A 17,152-nucleotide genomic window follows, 5' to 3' on the forward strand; every position below is an offset into this window, starting at 1 on the left:
GTGTGCACAGCACGTGCGACGCATGCGCTCATGCGCGCTGCTTCTTTGGGATTGGAATGCTTCTAGAATGTTTCTGTCAGTGTGTCAGGACCCGACCGCGTGCCACGGCCGCGTCGCGCAATCAGTGTTGCGACCAAAGCCAAGGGTGCGAGCGGATGAAGGTCACGTCCGGTCCGCGTGACAACAGGTCGTGCTCTTCTCGCCAGCCAGCACGCTGCGGCTGTTGCGGTCCGGCGGAAGGTCGCCAGCCGCATTCGCCGCAAAGAATCCGGTTGGCTTCAACACGAAGCCGGCATATTCCACCGGCATGATCGGAAAGTCTTCGGGCTTGCAGACATGGGTGTGGCCGAAGGAGTGCCACACCACGATGTCGGCATTCTCGATATTGCGATTCTGCGCGGCATAGCGCGGCAGGCCGTCGCCGCCGGCGTGAACGTTGGGATAGTCGCCGCTGGCATATTTCTCGGCCGGATCGAATGCAGTTACCCAGACATGCTTGGTGGCGAAGCCGCCGCGCTTGCGCACGTAACTACCCTCCTGGGCCAGCATCAGCGGGCTGGGATTGACGACGAACTTGTAGGCCGGTGCACCGCCGACCGAGTTGATCTCGTTCGGATTACTGATCTTCCAGAACCGGCCGGTCTCGCCATTGGCGACCGCTGCGGCGTCGCGCTCGCGCGACAGCACGCGCGTGGTGGTGTCGAACACGTTGCCGTGCGGATTGTCGTCGCCCCAGGGCCGCGGCACGAACTCGTGCTCCGTCACCGTGTTACCGCCGCCATCGAGATCCATATGCAGGCGGACGTTGAAGAAGTGCTGGTGCGTGGGGCCGCCGAGATTATCGTCGACCATGCCGCCCCATCGGTACTTTTCGCCCGGCCGCACCGCGGCAGTCTGGATGATGCCGGTGAGTTTCGTCTCCAGCTGAATCGTGCCGTCCTGATAGAGATACCAGTAGAAGCCGTAATCGTAATTGCCGACGGTGGCGAAGAACGAGATCACGAGCCGCCGGGATCTCCGCACCTCGAACAGGCCGTTGCGAAACTCGTAGTGCTTCCAGGCAATCCCGTAATCCTCCTCATGCATGCAGATCGCGTTCTGCATGACGAAGGGCTCGCCCTTGTTGTCGGCGGCAGGCACGTCGAAATAGTGGATGTTGCCGAGGCAGTCGCAGCCCAGCTCCAGCGCGTTGGCGAGCATGCCGAGCCCGTATTCGCCGGCATCGAAGGCCGACTTCCAGAAGTGGCTAGCGGTCGGATCGGCGTAAGGCACCACCATCTCGGTAACGCTGGCGCGGTGGATCAGCGACCGCTTACGCGCGCCGTCCTGGTAGGCGAGCTGATGCAGCACGAGGCCCTCGCGCGGCGTGAAGCCCACGCGGAAGCTCCATTTTTGCCAGTCGACTTTCCAACCGTCGACCTTGAAGCTCGGCCCATCCGGCTGCTCGATATGCAGCGGCTTGATGTCGGTGCGCGGGTTTGGCACCTCATGCGCGCCGTAGTTCCGTTTCTTGCGCGGAATCGGCACAATCGGATCTTCATCCGTGAGCTCGATGATCTTGCGCCCGATGAGGTCGACCACAGCGACCACGCCCTCGATCGGATGGGCGTAGCCGTTGTCCTGAAGGTGCTCGCGAAAATAGCTGACGGCCCGCACGATGCGGGCGCCGCGCTCGAACGCTTTGTCGAAGAATCCGGAGGAGAACGGGTCGACCTGGACCAGCTCGATGTCCTTGTCGGTCAGCCCGCGCCGAACCATCGCCGCCCGCCAAGCGGGATCGGCCTTCACCACGGCATCGCACTTGAAGAACTCTTCCAGCATCACCGGCGGCTGCCCATAGGGCGCCTCGCGATTCGGCACGACCTTGCGGCCGACGATCTCGCCGCGGCCGAGGTCGACGATATGCTCGATCGCCTCGCCCGTGGCGACGTCGAGCGTCAACGCGAAGGCACGGCGTCCCACCTCGCCTGAAGCCAGCTCCTGCTTGGTCGGCTCCTCCAGCCGCACCGTCGGGAAACGGCAGTTCGCCGCTGAGGCGGCCGCCGCCCGCACCAAAGCGCAAGCCGCGGTGATCTCGTCGGCCGTCAGCGGATCGAGCGGATGCGGTGTCGCGGTCTGCGCTTGCGGTTGGGCTTTGGCGGTTTCAAGCATGAGGACGTCCAAATATCAGGCGAGATGTGCGGTGATGGCGCGGAAGGCAGCAAACCAGCGCTGGTCGATCGACACGTCCATCGCCTTGGGCTGTGTTGCGAGCTTGACGATGACGGTGTCGGAGTCGAGGTCGACATAGAGGTGCTGGCCGTGAATGCCGATCGCGGTGAGCGCGTTGCGCGAAGGATCGATGGTGAACCATTTGCTGCGGTAGCGCGCGCCCGGGAAGAACTCGGCGAGGTCGCCATCGGCCCACGCCTTGGGATCACCGTTCTCGCGGATATCGTCGATCCACCAGCCCGGCACCACCTGCCGGCCCTCGACGACGCCGCGGCAGCGGATCATCTCCCCGAAGCGGACGAGATCGCGCGCGGTGACCGAGATGCCGCCGGCAATGCGGCCCATGCCGTGGCTATCGAGTGTGAGAGAGCCGTCCTCCTCCGCGCCCAGGGGCTGCCAGAGAAACTCGGAGAGAATAAGATGGTAGGGCATCCCGCAGGCGCGTTCATACACCCAGCCGAGCACCTCGGTATTGGGCGAGACGTAGTGGAACACCTTGCCGTGCGGTTTGCCGCTGCCGCGCAGCGTCGTCAGATAAGCGCGCTGATGGCTGGGCTCGACGTCCGGCGGCGGCACGTCCCAACCCGAGGAGAACCGATAGCGCGCGAGGTCGCCGGCGGGGTCCTCGTAATCCTCCTCGAACTTGATGGCCACGGCCATGTCGAGCAGGTTGCGGACGGTGCAGCCGGCGTAGACCGATGTCTCTAGCTCCGGCACGTAGCGCAGCACCCTCGCCTCCGGATCGACCAGGCCGCGCGCGGCCAGCACGCCGCCGAGCGTGCCAGCGATCGCCTTGCTGATCGAGCAGATCAGATGCGGCGTGGTCGCGCTCATGCCGTCGCCGTACCATTCATGGATCAGCGTGCCCTGATGCATCACGAGGAGCGTGTCGGCAAAGGTTTCGCGCAGCGCGCATTCGATCGTGGTCGCTTTGCCATCAGGCCCGGTGAAGCCGAGCTTTGCCAGTTCGCGCGGGGCGCTTCTCATTGGCGTCGGCCGGGCGGAGCGGCGAATCTCTGCGGTCGGCAGCACTTCGCGGGTGTGGGTAAAACCCCAGCGGATCGCGGGAAAGCTGCGCCAATTGGCGCGCGTCACCTGAGCCTCGGGTACGGGCGGGCTGCCGCGCATGACATCGGTCGGTCGCATCTCGATCCCTCCGCGAAGCGCCGTCCCGGCAGCGATGTCGGAACGGCAGGACGGAAGCCTGCACCGCGGCGCTGTCAGGCGTTATCGAGATCCAGCAATATTTTGCTGGACAGTGTCTCTGGCCGTGCCAGTCTGGCGTGGTTCCTGCTCGCTGCTCGGCTCAAGGATTTTCGACGTACTGCCATGGCCTTAACGGCAAATCTTCCGATTCAGGACTCGGCTGCGGGCCTGCTCCAGGCGAACAGCACGGATGTCGATGAGCATTGCGCAAGCCTCGGCCGCTGGCGGCTGAGCTACGATCAGATCAGCGCCGGCGCGTTCCGGGGCAGTTTCACGCAACTCTCCTTGCGGCGGCTGGAGGTGTTCTGCGAGATCACCAGCCAGCAGGTCCGCCAATATGGCCAGCTTGGCGCCGACAGTTTTGGCATCGGCCTGCCCTGGCACGGCGATGGCGAGCTCAGCTTCAACGGGACCGGTGCCAGCGGCGCCCGCGTCCTCGCCAGCATCGACGCCGAGATCGACATGTGTACCCCGAAGGCCTTCGAGCTGCGCGGCGTCGTTGCCAGCACGGTGTTGATCGCAGAGCTCGCCGCCCGGCTCGACATCGAGCTGCCGCGCACCGCCTGGCACCGGCTGCAGGTGATCGAAATGGCGGAAGCGCCGGTCGCGCGGCTGCGGGCGCATCTGGCCGCCATTCAAGCGACGATCACGACCGCTCCGGCAACGTTCAACGATCCGGCGGCGAGGCAGGCCCTGGAAGATGCCCTCCTCGTCGAGATCATGGACATGCTGCCGACCGCACGCCCGAGCGATCCCGGCCGCAGCGCGGCGGCTCGGAAGCGAACCGTGGATCGTGCCCGCGAGCTGATGCATGGCAGGGGCGATCGCTCGCTCTCGCTGCTGGAGGTCTGCAAGGCCGTCGGCGCCAGCCCGCGCAAGCTCGGCTATTGCTTCCAGGAGGTTTTGGGCACGAGCCCGATGCACTATTGGCGCGCGATGCGACTGAACCGTGTGCGGCGCGATCTCAAGGGCGCCGGCGGCAACGAGACCTCGGTCTACGACGTCGCGGTGCAGCACGGATTCTGGCACTTCAGCCAGTTCTCGCTCGACTACAAGCGTCACTTCGGCGAGCTGCCCTCGCAGACGCTGCGTCGCGCGAGGTGTGCCGCCTGATCGGATTCAGCGATGCCGCAGCCGGCGGTTGACCCGGCGCGCCAGGTAATCGCCGGCGCTCTGGACTATCTGCACCAGTGCGATCAGCACGACCACGACGGCCAGCATCATCTCCGGCATGAAGCGCTGATAGCCGTAGCGGATGCCGAGATCGCCAAGACCGCCGCCGCCGACTGCGCCGACCATCGCGGAATAGCCGAGCAGGCTGACCACCGCGAGCGTCAGCGCCAGCAGCAGGCCGGGCAGCGCCTCCGGGATCAGGACCTTGAGCACGATCTGAAGGGGCGAAGCGCCGAACGAGGACGCGGTCTCGATCAGGCCGCCGTCGACCTCGCGGATTGCAGCCTCGACGAGGCGCGCGATGAACGGCGTCGAGGCGATGGTCAACGGCACGATAGCGGCGGTCGAGCCGATCGAGGTGCCGGCAACGAGGCGCGTGAACGGGATGATGGCGACGACGAGGATGATGAAGGGCGTCGAGCGCGTCGCATTGACGACGATGCCGAGCACGCGATTGACGATGGGCGCCGCGAACAGCTCGCCTTTGCGGCTGGTGGCCAGGAACACGCCGAGCGGCAGGCCGAAGGCGGTGCCGAGCAACGCCGCGATGCCGACCATGTACAGGCTTTCGAAGGTAGCCTGGACGATCAGGTTGATGAGTTCAGGCGACATAGCCGAGACGCTCCGCCGAGAATTGATATCGAGAGAGCCAGGCGAGCGTCCGCGTCACCGCGTCCTCGCCGCCGGGAATTCCGAGCGTCAGCGAGCCGACATGCTGGCCGCCGATCTCGTCGATGCGCGCCGACAGCAGCGACACGTCGAGCGCTAGCTCACGCGCGAGCCGCGCCACCACGGTGTCGCCGGCCCCTGCCCCGCGCACCTGGACCCGGATCACGGCCTGCCCGCCGGCAGGCCGCTCCGAAACGATCCGGCTCGCCAGCGACACCGGCAGGCTGTCGCCGATCACCTCCGCCAGGAAGGATTGCGTGATCGGATGTCTTGGCTGCGTGAAGATGTCGGAGACGTGACCACTCTCGACGACGCGGCCGGCGTCCAATACCACCACCTCCTTGGCGAGCTGGCGCACCACGGACATCTCATGCGTGATCAGCACGATGGTCACGCCGAGCTCGCGGTTGATGTTCGCAAGCAGATCGAGGATCGCGCGCGTGGTCTGCGGATCGAGTGCCGAGGTCGCCTCGTCCGACAGCAGCACGCTTGGCCGCGTCGCCAGCGCGCGGGCGATGCCGACGCGCTGCTTCTGGCCGCCGGACAGTTCGGAAGGATAGCGGTCGTGCTTGTCGGCGATGCCGACCAGCGCGAGCAGCTCGGCGACGCGGGCCTTGATGTCGGCATTGGTCCAACCGGCGATCTCAAGCGGCAGCGCGATGTTGTCGGCCGCGGTGCGCGAGGACAGCAGGTTGAAATGCTGAAAGATCATGCCGATCGAGCGCTGCGCCAGCCGCAGCTCGCGGCCGGCCAAGGCCGAGATATCGCGGCCGTCGACGATCACGCGGCCCGTGGTCGGCTTCTCCAAGCCGTTGATCAGCCGGACCAGGCTCGACTTGCCGGCGCCAGAGCGGCCGATCACGCCGGTGATGGAGCCGCGCGGAATGGCGAAGTCGATGTCTTGCAGCGCGTTGACGCCGGGCTTGCCGCGATAGGCCGGATAGGTCTTGGAGATGCCGGCGAAACGAACCATCGCGTCCGGCTCGGCGGGCGCGGGTGAAATCGCTTCGAGCGTTTCGATCGGTCGTCCGATCGCGAGCGATTGGCGGGCATTCATGGAGATGGCCTTCATGCACGATAGCTTGGTCACCCAGATGCCCAGAGCAAATGGGAACCGGTCGCGTCTGCGACGGGGTGAGAATGGCGACGAGGGCTCGATCGAGCGCGCTGCACCGCAGCACGCACCTTCGCTCTTTCTGGTCTTCCTTGCAATCTCAGATATTTGGAAGGACTTGGAGGAAGTTTTCCCGATCGCCTCCTGGCGGAGAAGATTATCCGCCGACTATCGGCGCTGTGATCACCGACCCCGGAACCGCGGCTTGCGGCGCGTCAGGAACGCCTCCACGCCCTCCTTGTGGTCCTCGCTGAGGCTGGCGAGCGCGAACTGATCGACATCCATGTGGCTCGCAAGGTCGTCCAGCGCATGCGCGAGCCGGTTGACGGTCAGCTTGGTCATGGCGACGGACAGCGGCGGCTGCGCGGCAACCTTGCGGGCAAGCTCCATGGCGGCATCGAGCGCATGGCCGGGATCCGCCACCTGCTCGACGAGCCCCCATTCATAGGCCTCGTCCGCGCTGATACGCTGGTCGGCCAGGATCACCGCCTGCTTGGTACGAGCCGGCCCGATCAGATGCAGCATGCGCGGAATGCTCTGCCAGCTCATATTCATGCCGAGCCCGATCTCGGGCACGCGCAGATGCGCATCGCGCCCCATCACCCGGAAATCGAGCGCCACGGCCAGCGCGACACCGCCGCCGACGCAAAAGCCTTCGATCGCGGCGATGGTGATCTGCTCCATGTCCTGCCAGGCTTGGGTGAGGCGCGGCCCGAGCTTGAGGTGCCGCCGCAGCGCGCCGAGGTCCATCTCCTTGCGCGAGCGTCCCTCGGCGTCCTTGAGATCGAAGCCGGCGCTGAAGGCGCCCGAGCTGCCGGTCAGCACGACGACCGAGGTCGCTGCATCGTCCTCGAAGCTGCGCGCGGCCGCCGTGAGCTGGCGCAGCGCCTCCGGCGAGAGCGCGTTGATGCCGTCGCCGCGGTCGAAGCGCACGACCGCGATCCGCCCCTCCGGCCCGAGACCCTTCTCGATCTTCACGTAATCGGTCACCATCATCTCCACGCTGTTTGCGGGATGCTAGCGTACAAATGCCCTCACGCATACGTGCCAGGACTGCGCTGCAACGAGCCCTCGACAGCCCCTAGCCATTGCGCCTATCTTCCGCGGCATGAGCCAAGATCACGACCATCATCACCACGATCACGATCATTCCGAGCTGTCCGAGACCGAGCTGCGCGTGCGCGCGCTCGAGACGATCCTGACCGAAAAAGGCTATGTCGAGCCGGCTGCGCTCGACGCTATCATCCAGGCCTATGAGACCAAGATCGGCCCGCACAATGGCGCGCGCGTGGTCGCCAAAGCCTGGACCGATCCGGCGTTCAAGACGGCGCTGCTGCAGGACGGCTCCAAGGCGATCGGCACGCTCGGCCATGTCAGCCGCGTCGGCGATCATCTCGTCGTGGTCGAGAACACGCCCGAGCGGCACAACATGGTCGTGTGCACACTGTGCTCCTGCTACCCCTGGGAAATGCTCGGGCTGCCGCCGGTCTGGTACAAGGCCGCGCCCTACCGCTCGCGTGCGGTGAAGGACCCGCGCGGCGTGCTCGCCGATTTCGGCGTCGCGCTGCCGAAGGACACCGAGATCCGGGTGTGGGATTCCACCGCCGAGACGCGCTTCCTGGTGCTGCCGATGCGCCCCGCGGGCACGGAAGGCTGGAGCGAGGAGCAGCTCGCCGAGCTCGTGACGCGCGACTCCATGATCGGCACCGGTTTCCCAAGGACGCCGGGAGCACCCTCGTGAACGGCGTGCACGACATGGGCGGCATGGACGGGTTCGGCAAGGTCGAGCCTGAGCAGAACGAGCCGATGTTTCACGAGGAATGGGAGTCGCGCGTGCTGGCCATGGTGCGCGCGATGGGCGCGGCCGGCGCCTTCAACATCGACACCTCGCGCTTCTATCGCGAGACCTTGCCGCCGCACGTCTATCTGTCGAGCTCCTATTACAAGAAGTGGTTTCTGGGGCTCGAGGAGATGCTGATCGACAAAGGCTATCTCACCCGCGAGGAGGTCGCCGCCGGCCATGCGATGCAGCCTGCAAAGGCGCTCAAGCACGGCAAGTTCGACCGCGCCAATGTCGAGCGCGTGATGGTGCGCGGCAAGTTCGGCCGCCCTGCCCCGGCTCCGGCGAAATTCAACATCGGCGATCGCGTCCGCGCCAGGAATATTCATCCAGCCACGCACACGCGGCTGCCGCGCTATGTCCGTGGCCATGTCGGCGTGGTCGAGCTGAACCATGGCTGCCACGTGTTTCCTGACACGGCGGCGATGGAGCGCGGCGAGAACCCGCAATGGCTCTATACCGTGGTGTTCGAGGGCCGCGACCTCTGGGGCGAGGACGGCGATCCCACGCTGAAGGTCTCGATCGACGCTTTCGAGCCCTATCTGGAGCCGGCGTGATGAGCGGCGCGCTTGCGGCCGCCGCGACGGCGGCGATCCCGAGCATTCCGTGCGACGACGACGGCCCGGTGTTCCGAGCGCCCTGGGAGGCGCATGCCTTCGCGATGGCCTTGAGCCTGCACGAACGCGGCGTATTCACCTGGCCGGAATGGGCCGCAGCACTCGCAGACGAGATCAAGCGCGCCCAGGCCGCGGGCGATCCTGACACCGGCGAGACCTACTATCTGCACTGGCTCGCCACGCTGGAGGGCCTCGTCGCCCGCAAGGGCGTCGCGTCGATGGAGACGCTGCACCGCTATCGGAATGCGTGGGACCACGCCGCGGATCGCACGCCACACGGCAAGCCGATCGAGCTCAGGCCAGAGGATTTTGGCTAGCTGATTGCTCCGTCGTCATTGCGAGCGCAGCGAAGCAATCCAGAATCCCTCCGCGGTGGCAGTCTCGATTGCTTCGTCGCAAGGGCTGCTGGCAATGACGACAGAGCGAGCCTACCGTCCCGCCACGTACTCGTTCCACCCCTTCGCCCGCAAACTGCAGGCCGGGCACTCGCCGCAGCCGTAGCCCCAATCGTGCCGTGCGCCGCGTTCGCCGAGATAGCAGGTGTGGGAGTGCTCGCGGATGAGATCGACGAGGCCGTCGCCGCCGAGGTCATGCGCGAGCCGCCAGGTCGCGGCCTTGTCGATCCACATCAGTGGCGTGTGCAGCTCGAACTGCTTGGCCATGCCGAGCGAGAGCGCGGCCTGCATGGCGCGGATGGTCTCGTCGCGGCAATCGGGATAGCCGGAATAGTCGGTCTCGCACATGCCGCCGACGATGTGGCTGATGCCGCGCCGGTAGGCCAGCGCCGCCGCAAAGGTCAGGAACACCAGGTTGCGGCCCGGCACGAAGGTGTTCGGCAGACCGTCCGCGCCCATCGCGATCGCGACGTCGCGGGTCAGCGCCGTCTCGGACACCGCCGCCAGCGTCGGGATCGACAGCGTGTGGCTCTCGCCGAGCCTTGCGGCCCAATCGGCGCGCAGGCCCTTGATGCCGTCGAGCAGGCGGTCGCGGCAGGCAAGCTCGATGGCGTGGCGCTGGCCGTAGTCGAACCCCAGCGTCTCCACACGCGCGAAGCGGCTCAGCGCCCAGGCGAGGCAGGTGGTGGAATCCTGGCCGCCGGAGAACAGCACCAGCACGATTTGTGAGGAAAATGCATCACTCATGGCCCGCGCTTTAGCATCGCACGACTTGCCCGCCAATCGGTGGAAATCGGCCAGTTCCGCCGCCTTGCGCTGGGATCGGGGGCCCGCTTTTGGCATAAGGCTCTGTATCCCAGGAGACTGCCCGGCAATGACCCCTTCCCGCGACATTTCCCGCCTGATCGAGATCATGGCGGCGCTGCGCACGCCGGTGACCGGCTGCCCCTGGGACCTCGAGCAGGATTTTTCGACGATCGCGCCCTACACGATCGAGGAAGCCTATGAGGTGGTCGACGCCATCACCCGCGGCGATCTCGACGATCTCAGAGAGGAGCTTGGCGATCTCCTGCTCCAGGTCGTGTTCCACGCCCAGATGGGCTCGGAGCAGAACGCGTTCGATTTCGGTGACGTGGTCCTGGCCATCACCCGCAAGATGATCCGCCGCCATCCCCACGTCTTCGCCGACAAGGACGGCAATCTCGCCTCCTCCCACGTCAAGGAAGTCTGGGACCGCATCAAAGCGGAGGAGAAAGCCGAACGCGCCGCGCGCCGGCCGCCGGAGGAGGCGCCGACGCACAAGTCGCTGCTCTCGGGCGTGAAGGCCGGCCAGCCCGCTTTGACCCGCGCGATGGAGCTGCAGCGCAAGGCCTCCACCGTCGGCTTCGACTGGAACGACCCGCGCGCGGTGCTGCACAAGATCCGCGAGGAGGTCGACGAGATCGAGGCGGCATTGGACCGCAACGACAAGCAGGAGATTGCGGAGGAGACCGGCGACCTCATGTTCGCCCTCGTCAACCTCGCCCGCCATGTCGATGCCGATCCGGAGGCTGCGCTCCGCGCGACGAATGCAAAATTCGAGCGGCGCTTTGCCTATATCGAGCGGGCACTGGAGGCGCAGGGTCGGACGCTTGAGCAGGCGTCGCTGGCGGAGATGGACGCGCTATGGAATGCGGCGAAGCGCAAGGAGGGGCGCGGAGACGAGCGATAATGCTCGCCCCTTGCCTGCGCCTCAACAACAAGGGCAACGCCGGTTGTCTCAGTCGACAGCGCTCTTCTTTCCCTTGGCCTTCCCTTGCGCGTCGTCCGCAGCGCCCTCGATGATTGTCAGCATGTAGAGCGGAAAGGTGGCGGCCTGAAGCTCACCCTGAACGGTGAACCACTGGCAATCGATGTTGTCGCCATTGATCGAATGAACGGTCATCAAAGGTCCGCCGCCACGAAGACGGACACGATCTCCGAGATTCAACTGAGCGGCCATGGAAAACCTCGCAAATAAATCTATGGGATGCAAAAGATGGTAGACCGAGATCGGAAGCCTCCGATACGGAACGCCCAGAGTAGAGGTTCTAGCGGCTAACGCAACTACAGATAGATCGAATGCATTGAGATTTCCGCGCGAGCATTGCGTCCGTCACGCCACGCGCGGCACCGCATCAAACCTCGACACCACGATATCCCGCTTGGTCTCGTCCACCCGCACGGTCATGTCGAAGCGGCCCTCGTGCAGCTCCTTCGACAGCACCTCGGCATTGCGGTGCAGCCAGCTGATGCCGGCGCCGTCGGCGGCGTCGATGGAGAGATCGAGCGTGGTCCGTTTCGCCGCGAGCCGCTGCTCGATCGCGGCGAGCAGAGCGTCGACGCCCTCGCCCGACACGGCTGAGACCAGCATCGCCGGATGATCCTCCGGCCTGCGCGCGGCGATGTTGAGCAGCTCTTCGCGTTGCTCGGGGTCGAAACGGTCGATCTTGTTCCAGACCTCGATGATGCGGCCGGAATCGTCCGGATTGATGTCGAGCTGGCGCAGCACCGCATCGACGTCGCTCTGCTGCGCCTCGGCGTCCTCATGCGAGATGTCGCGGATATGCAGGATGACGTCCGCCTCCAGCACCTCCTCCAGCGTGGCGCGGAAGGCGGCGACGAGCTGCGTCGGCAGGTTGGAGATGAAGCCGACGGTGTCCGACAGCATCGCCTTGCCGCCATGCGGCAGGTTGAGCGCCCGCAAGGTGGGATCGAGCGTCGCGAACAGCATGTCGGCCGCCTGCACGTCGGCGCGGGTCAGGCGATTGAACAGCGTCGACTTGCCGGCATTGGTGTAGCCGACCAGCGCGACGACACGATACGGCACGCGCTGACGTCCCGCACGGTGCAGGCGCCGCGTCGCCTGCACCTTCTTCAGCTCGCTCTCGAGCTTGGAGATGCGCTCCTGGATCAGGCGGCGGTCAGCCTCGATCTGCGTCTCGCCGGGGCCGCCCATGAAGCCGAAGCCACCGCGCTGGCGTTCGAGATGGGTCCAGGAGCGCACCAGGCGCGAACGCTGGTAGTTGAGATGCGCAAGCTCGACCTGCAGCGAGCCTTCCCGGGTCTTGGCGCGGCGGCCGAAGATTTCGAGAATGAGCCCGGTGCGGTCGAGCACCTTGGCATGCCATTCCTTTTCGAGATTGCGCTGCTGGATCGGCGACAATGCGCAATCCATCACCACGAGCTCGACCTCGAGGGTCTTGATCAGCCCGGCGATCTCCTCGACCTTGCCTTTGCCGATATAGGTCGCGGGGCGGATCTGGCTGACCGGCGCGACGATGGCATCGGCAATGACGAGATCGATCGCACGTGCGAGGCCCGCGGCTTCATCGAGCCGGGCCTCGGTATCGCGCAAGGCATGAGTCTCCGATTGCGCGTCGGCGCTGCCCGCGCGCACGCGCAAGTAGGGGCCGATGACAAGCACTCGCCCCGTCTGCGTAGCCCCTGCCGACCGCGGACGGTCGGCATCCCCGTCGAAATTCCGGGGTTCCAATCAGGTCACTCTCAAGCCGGCTGGTCCTCGCCGCCTTCGAACAACTGAATCGGAGCGCCCGGCATGATGGTCGAGATCGCATGCTTGTAGACCAGCTGCGAATGACCGTCGCGCCGAAGCAGCAAACAGAAATTGTCGAACCAGGTCACGATGCCCTGGAGCTTCACTCCGTTGACCAGAAAGATCGTCAGTGGCGTCTTGGTTTTGCGAACGTGATTAAGGAAGGTGTCCTGTAGGTTTTGTGCGCGGTCTGCCGCCATTGTTTTTTTCTCGCTTTGAGTTTCTTTTTATTGCGCCGGATGCGGCCCTCTTTGTGGAGTTCGGGGCTTCCTCCGGTTGCCGTCCTTCATGAGATCCCCCTCGGAAGGAACAGCGGTTCGATTAGAGGACAGGTCGGGGTATTAGGCAAGCCGCTTGAAGCGGCAGGCGTGGCCCTATTGCCCCGAAAAATTACGGAAATCGATGATTTTCTTTGCCTAATCCCGAGATGCCGCCGCAGCGTCGCAGCATTAGCCGACGCCGAGCGCTTTCAACTTCCGGTGCAAGGCCGAGCGTTCCATGCCAACGAACTCGGCCGTTCGAGAAATATTTCCTGAGAAACGGCTGATCTGTGCAATCAAATAGTCGCGCTCGAACACCTCGCGTGCTTCGCGCAGCGGCAGGCCCATGATGTGCTCGCCATTGTTGCTGGTCGGCATCGCCGGCACCATCGAGCCGACATCCTGCGGCAGCATGTCGGCGGTGATGATGACTTCCGGCCCGCCGGCGGCCAGAATCATGACTCTTTCAACGTTGTTGCGGAGCTGGCGCACATTGCCGGGCCAGACATGCGATTGCAGCACCGCCATCGCGTCCTGACCGATCTGGCGCTTGGGCAGGCCGCTGCCGGCCGAGATCTGCTCCATGAAATAGTCGATCAGTTCCGGAATGTCCTCGCGCCGCTCCGACAGTGCGGGCACGCGGATCGGCACCACCGAGAGCCGGTGGTAGAGGTCCTCGCGGAAACGGCCGGCCGCGATTTCCTCTTCGAGATTGCGTGCGGTCGATGAGATGATGCGCACGTCGACCTGCACCTTGGCGGTGCCGCCGACGCGCTGGAACGACTGCTCCACCAGCACGCGCAGGATCTTGTTCTGGGTCTCGCGCGGCATGTCCGCGATCTCGTCGATGAACAGCGTGCCGCCATGCGCCTCTTCGAGCGCGCCGGGCTTGCGCGGCTGCTCGCCATTGGACTGCTCGACGCCAAACAGCTCATGCTCCATTCGCTCGGGCGTGATCGCGGCGGCGTTGATGACGACGAACGGACCGTCGGCGCGGCCCGAAGCGATATGCAGCGTGCGCGCGGTCAGCTCCTTGCCGGCCCCGGCGGGGCCGACGATCAGGATGCGGCTGTTGGCCTTGGCCGCCCGCTCGATGGTTTGGCGCAGCTGGTTCATGCTGGGCGAGCGGCCGACGAGCTGGCTGGCGCTCGGGGCGAGCTGCTTCAGTTCCTTGACCTCGCGCTTCAGCCGCGAATTCTCCAGCGCTCTGGTCGCGACCAGGATGAGGCGGTCGGCCTTGAACGGCTTCTCGATGAAGTCGTAGGCGCCGCGCTTGATCGCGGCGACCGCGGTCTCGATGTTGCCGTGGCCGGAGATCATCACGACGGGCAGATCGGCATTGTCCTTCTTGACCTGCTCCAGGAGCTGCAGGCCGTCGAGCTTGGAGCCTTGCAGCCAGATGTCGAGAAACACCAGATGCGGCCTGCGATTGGCGATCTCGGCGAGCGCCGTGTCGCTGTCACGCGCGGTCCTGGTGACGAACCCCTCGTCTTCGAGAATGCCTGCAACGAGATCGCGAATATCGGCTTCGTCATCGACAATCAGAATTTCACTTGCCATGGATCGCGCCTGTCTTGTCAGCTGCCTGTTGAGGCTTCGATTTTGGTTGAATCATTGGTCTTTTCAGCCGGCTCTTTGGTTCCGGCGGCCGGCTCTTTTGTTGCCTGGGTCGCGATGGATTCCGTCGCCGTTTGCGTGATGTCGGGCTTGGAGGTTGTCCCAGTCGCGTCGTTGACCGTCGGCACTTGCTCTGTTGTCGCGGACTTCGCGGGTTGCCCCGACACGGCAAAGCGCATGCGCATCCAGGCGCCGCGCTGGCCTGGGCGGAAGTCTGAGGCGTCCTTCAGCTCGATCCGCCCGCCATGGTCTTCCAGCACGCGCCCGACGATCGCAAGCCCCAGCCCGGTGCCCTTGGCACGCGTGGTAACGTAGGGCTCGAGCAGACGCGAGCGCGCGACCTTGGGCAGGCCGATGCCGTTGTCGATGACGTCGATCAGCACGTCGTCGCCCTCGCGCGACACCACGACGTCGATACGCCCCTTGCCGAGCTCCTCGGGCGGGACCTGCTCGATCGCCTCGGTGGCGTTCTTGACGATGTTGGTGACCGCCTGCGAGATCAGGCGCCGATCGAACTGGGCGCGCAGCGGATCCTGCCTGAACTCGGCCTCGATGTCGATTTCGGGATGGGCGACCTTCATCAGGAACACGGCCTGGCGCACCGTGTCGGCGACGTCCTCGCCTTCCATCACGGGCTTCGGCATCCGCGCAAAGCGCGAGAACTCGTCGACCATGCGCCTGATGTCGTCGACCTGGCGGACGATGGTATCGGTGCACTGGTCGAAGATCTGCTTGTCCTTGGTCTCGGTGATGTCCTTGCCGAACTTGCGGCGGATGCGCTCGGCCGAGAGCTGGATCGGCGTCAGCGGGTTCTTGATCTCATGCGCGATGCGGCGCGCCACGTCGCCCCAGGCCGAGGTACGCTGCGCCGAGACCAGCTCGGTGATGTCGTCGAGCGTGATGATGTAGCTGTCATGCGGCTGGTTCTTCTCGGCGCTGACGCGGACCGACAGGTTGCGCTCGGTGCCGTCGCGGGTGATCGTGATCTGGCCCTGCACCAGGCGCTGGGTGCCTTCCCGCGCCGTCTTCATCATCTCGTCGAGCTCGGGCAGCACGTCGGAGAGCGGATGGCCGAGCGTCTCGGCTTCGGAGTGCCCGATCAGTTTCTCTGCGGAGCGGTTGAGGATGCCGACGCTGCCGGACGCGTCGACGCCGATGATGCCGGCGCTCGCGGATGACAGCACCGCCTCGATGAAGCGGCGGCGGCTGTCGATGAGGTCGCTGGCGTTGACCAGCTCGTCGCGCTGGCTGCGCAATTCCTGCGTCATCTTGTTGAAGGTCTCGCCCAGCTGGGCGAGATCGCCCTCCGACTGGTGCACGGGCACCTGGACGTGCAGGTCGCCGGTCGAAACTGTATGTGCCGCGTTCATCAGCCGCCGGATCGGCGAGACCAGCGAGTTGGCGAAGTTGAGACCGATCAGCACCGAAGCCATGAGAATGGTCAGCGCGATCACCGCGAACATCAGCGCGAAGGCGACCTGGATGCCGAGCCTGCGCGATTCGATCTGGGCGTATTCGGCGACGCTGACCTCGGTCTGCTTGAGCTGATTGACGACATTCGGATCAAGCGGCCTGGCGACATAGAGGAAGGTGTCGTTGAAGGCGCGCAGGCGGATCACCGCGGCAACGAAGCTCGCATCGGGAAGGACCGCGATCTCGGGCTCGTTCTCGTTGACGTTGCTGAGAAAGTCCGGCGCGGGCGGCGAATAAGCGAGCCGCATGCCGGTGTCGGCGGATTCCAGGATGTTGGTGTTCTTGTCGATGATCATCGCGCCCGGCAGGTTGCGCGACGCGGCGCTCGCCGTCAGCATCTCGCGGAACGAGCGGCGGTCCTGGTCGTAGAGCGGCCGGGCATGGGCGATGTCGTTGGCCATGCCGAGAATGTCGCCGCGGATCAGCTGCGCATGGTCCTGCATGTAGGCCCGCGCGATCGTCAGCGAGTTCTGGATCACCTCCTTGGTCGGCCCGGAGAACAGCCGGTCGAGGCCGCGCTCGATGGTGACGTTGGCGACGACGGCGACCAGCACCGCCGGCAGCACCGCCACGATCGAGAACAGGCTGACGATCTGGACGTGAAGACGCGCCGCCGCCCTGCCCCGCCGCCGCGCCAGGATCAGCTGCCAGAGTTCCCGGACAATGATCCCGACCAGCAGCAGGATCGTGGCGGCATTGATCAGATAGAATGTGCGGACCACCGCGGGCGTCGGCTCGATCGTGCTCAGACCCGTCAGGACCAGGAAGGTCAGGAAGGCCGACAGCAGCGCCAGCGCGACGGCAAAGGGCGCCAGCCAGCGTCGCACCGACCAGCGCCGGGGCTCTTCCGCTGGGGCCGTGTCAAAGTGTGCGGCCGAGGTATCTGCGCTGGTCATTCCGGCAATGATGCTGAAAACGGGTCCGCGGACGCGCGGATACTGATGTATTCGTACCACATTGTTGCCGAATTGCGACAATTCCGCGGCGTGTTCTCCCTGGCGGA

General features: G+C 65.3%; 16 protein-coding genes. 5 read left to right on the plus strand and 11 right to left on the minus strand.

From position 1 onward, the window contains the following. Positions 1–162 precede the first annotated feature (162 nt). Positions 163–2,151, minus strand: coding sequence for a primary-amine oxidase (locus tag I6F31_RS26030; protein WP_225186329.1), 1,989 nt, complete (start codon positions 2,149–2,151; stop codon positions 163–165). Between the two features lie 15 nt (positions 2,152–2,166). After that, positions 2,167–3,357 (minus strand): serine hydrolase, encoded by a 1,191-nt coding sequence (locus tag I6F31_RS26035; protein ID WP_225140860.1) that lies wholly within the window; start codon positions 3,355–3,357, stop codon positions 2,167–2,169. Between the two features lie 183 nt (positions 3,358–3,540). On the opposite strand from I6F31_RS26035, the gene I6F31_RS26040 reads away from it, so the two are divergent. Next, positions 3,541–4,530, plus strand: coding sequence for a helix-turn-helix domain-containing protein (locus I6F31_RS26040; RefSeq protein ID WP_225186330.1), 990 nt, complete (start codon positions 3,541–3,543; stop codon positions 4,528–4,530). 6 nt (positions 4,531–4,536) lie between these two features. Here the strand turns inward: I6F31_RS26040 and I6F31_RS26045 are convergent, their stop codons facing one another. The 3 genes from I6F31_RS26045 to I6F31_RS26055 all read right to left on the minus strand — a co-directional run bounded on the left by I6F31_RS26045 (position 4,537) and on the right by I6F31_RS26055 (position 7,363). After that, a complete protein-coding gene (locus I6F31_RS26045; protein ID WP_057029183.1) occupies positions 4,537–5,202 on the minus strand; it encodes a methionine ABC transporter permease in 666 nt (221 codons plus the stop codon). After that, positions 5,192–6,331, minus strand: a complete 1,140-nt coding sequence (locus I6F31_RS26050) for a methionine ABC transporter ATP-binding protein (protein ID WP_225186331.1) — start codon at positions 6,329–6,331, stop codon at positions 5,192–5,194. Before I6F31_RS26050 ends, I6F31_RS26045 begins: the two co-directional genes overlap by 11 nt. A 225-nt stretch (positions 6,332–6,556) precedes the next feature. Next, the gene (locus I6F31_RS26055) at positions 6,557–7,363 is read right to left on the minus strand and encodes an enoyl-CoA hydratase/isomerase family protein (RefSeq protein WP_128262154.1); all 807 of its coding nucleotides are present in this window, start codon (positions 7,361–7,363) and stop codon (positions 6,557–6,559) included. A gap of 118 nt (positions 7,364–7,481) precedes the next feature. Between I6F31_RS26055 and nthA the strand changes: the two genes are divergently transcribed. The 3 genes from nthA to I6F31_RS26070 are packed head-to-tail and all read left to right on the plus strand — an operon-like array spanning position 7,482 to position 9,147. Beyond that, complete coding sequence (nthA, locus tag I6F31_RS26060) at positions 7,482–8,114, plus strand: nitrile hydratase subunit alpha (RefSeq protein ID WP_225112872.1); 633 nt, start codon at positions 7,482–7,484, stop codon at positions 8,112–8,114. Beyond that, positions 8,111–8,770: a nitrile hydratase subunit beta gene (gene nthB / locus I6F31_RS26065; protein ID WP_225147958.1), complete on the plus strand. Its 660-nt coding sequence runs from the start codon at positions 8,111–8,113 to the stop codon at positions 8,768–8,770. The genes nthA and nthB overlap by 4 nt, the downstream gene beginning before the upstream one ends. Continuing rightward, entirely contained in the window at positions 8,770–9,147 is a 378-nt protein-coding gene (locus I6F31_RS26070) for a nitrile hydratase accessory protein (protein WP_225147957.1), read from the plus strand. Before nthB ends, I6F31_RS26070 begins: the two co-directional genes overlap by 1 nt. A gap of 111 nt (positions 9,148–9,258) precedes the next feature. On the opposite strand, the gene queC is transcribed toward I6F31_RS26070, so the two are convergent. Continuing rightward, complete coding sequence (gene queC, locus I6F31_RS26075; protein ID WP_225147956.1) at positions 9,259–9,972, minus strand: 7-cyano-7-deazaguanine synthase QueC; 714 nt, start codon at positions 9,970–9,972, stop codon at positions 9,259–9,261. Positions 9,973–10,099: 127 nt separating this feature from the next. Here queC and mazG point away from each other — a divergent pair, with 127 nt between their 5' ends. Next, positions 10,100–10,936: a nucleoside triphosphate pyrophosphohydrolase gene (gene mazG / locus I6F31_RS26080; RefSeq protein WP_057029181.1), complete on the plus strand. Its 837-nt coding sequence runs from the start codon at positions 10,100–10,102 to the stop codon at positions 10,934–10,936. Between the two features lie 48 nt (positions 10,937–10,984). On the opposite strand, the gene I6F31_RS26085 is transcribed toward mazG, so the two are convergent. From I6F31_RS26085 to I6F31_RS26105, 5 genes are all read right to left on the minus strand, one after another. After that, positions 10,985–11,206, minus strand: coding sequence for a DUF2158 domain-containing protein (locus tag I6F31_RS26085; protein WP_128261685.1), 222 nt, complete (start codon positions 11,204–11,206; stop codon positions 10,985–10,987). A 153-nt stretch (positions 11,207–11,359) separates the two neighbouring features. Further along, a complete protein-coding gene (hflX, locus tag I6F31_RS26090; RefSeq protein ID WP_225147955.1) occupies positions 11,360–12,739 on the minus strand; it encodes a GTPase HflX in 1,380 nt (459 codons plus the stop codon). Between the two features lie 11 nt (positions 12,740–12,750). Further along, entirely contained in the window at positions 12,751–12,999 is a 249-nt protein-coding gene (gene hfq / locus I6F31_RS26095; protein ID WP_007591126.1) for an RNA chaperone Hfq, read from the minus strand. A 249-nt stretch (positions 13,000–13,248) separates the two neighbouring features. Beyond that, complete coding sequence (locus I6F31_RS26100) at positions 13,249–14,619, minus strand: sigma-54 dependent transcriptional regulator (protein ID WP_035999365.1); 1,371 nt, start codon at positions 14,617–14,619, stop codon at positions 13,249–13,251. A 17-nt stretch (positions 14,620–14,636) separates the two neighbouring features. Further along, positions 14,637–17,045 carry a PAS domain-containing sensor histidine kinase gene (locus I6F31_RS26105; RefSeq protein ID WP_225186332.1) on the minus strand — a complete coding sequence of 803 codons (2,409 nt, stop codon included), beginning with the start codon at positions 17,043–17,045 and terminating at the stop codon, positions 14,637–14,639. Between the last annotated feature and the right edge of the window lie 107 nt (positions 17,046–17,152).

It is taken from the genome of Bradyrhizobium sp. NBAIM01 (assembly GCF_020194115.1).
Taxonomy (GTDB): Bacteria; Pseudomonadota; Alphaproteobacteria; order Rhizobiales; family Xanthobacteraceae; genus Bradyrhizobium; species Bradyrhizobium yuanmingense.

Excerpts from the sequence above, each read along its gene's own strand:
- I6F31_RS26030 (WP_225186329.1), bottom strand. The coding sequence starts at position 2,151 with ATGCTTGAAACCGCCAAAGCCCAACCGCAAGCGCAGACCGCGACACCG.
- I6F31_RS26035 (WP_225140860.1), bottom strand. The coding sequence starts at position 3,357 with ATGCGACCGACCGATGTCATGCGCGGCAGCCCGCCCGTACCCGAGGCT.
- I6F31_RS26040 (WP_225186330.1), top strand. The coding sequence starts at position 3,541 with ATGGCCTTAACGGCAAATCTTCCGATTCAGGACTCGGCTGCGGGCCTG.
- I6F31_RS26045 (WP_057029183.1), bottom strand. The coding sequence starts at position 5,202 with ATGTCGCCTGAACTCATCAACCTGATCGTCCAGGCTACCTTCGAAAGC.
- I6F31_RS26050 (WP_225186331.1), bottom strand. The coding sequence starts at position 6,331 with ATGAAGGCCATCTCCATGAATGCCCGCCAATCGCTCGCGATCGGACGA.
- nthA (WP_225112872.1), top strand. The coding sequence starts at position 7,482 with ATGAGCCAAGATCACGACCATCATCACCACGATCACGATCATTCCGAG.
- I6F31_RS26070 (WP_225147957.1), top strand. The coding sequence starts at position 8,770 with ATGAGCGGCGCGCTTGCGGCCGCCGCGACGGCGGCGATCCCGAGCATT.
- queC (WP_225147956.1), bottom strand. The coding sequence starts at position 9,972 with ATGAGTGATGCATTTTCCTCACAAATCGTGCTGGTGCTGTTCTCCGGC.
- mazG (WP_057029181.1), top strand. The coding sequence starts at position 10,100 with ATGACCCCTTCCCGCGACATTTCCCGCCTGATCGAGATCATGGCGGCG.
- I6F31_RS26085 (WP_128261685.1), bottom strand. The coding sequence starts at position 11,206 with ATGGCCGCTCAGTTGAATCTCGGAGATCGTGTCCGTCTTCGTGGCGGC.
- hfq (WP_007591126.1), bottom strand. The coding sequence starts at position 12,999 with ATGGCGGCAGACCGCGCACAAAACCTACAGGACACCTTCCTTAATCAC.
- I6F31_RS26100 (WP_035999365.1), bottom strand. The coding sequence starts at position 14,619 with ATGGCAAGTGAAATTCTGATTGTCGATGACGAAGCCGATATTCGCGAT.
- I6F31_RS26105 (WP_225186332.1), bottom strand. The coding sequence starts at position 17,045 with ATGACCAGCGCAGATACCTCGGCCGCACACTTTGACACGGCCCCAGCG.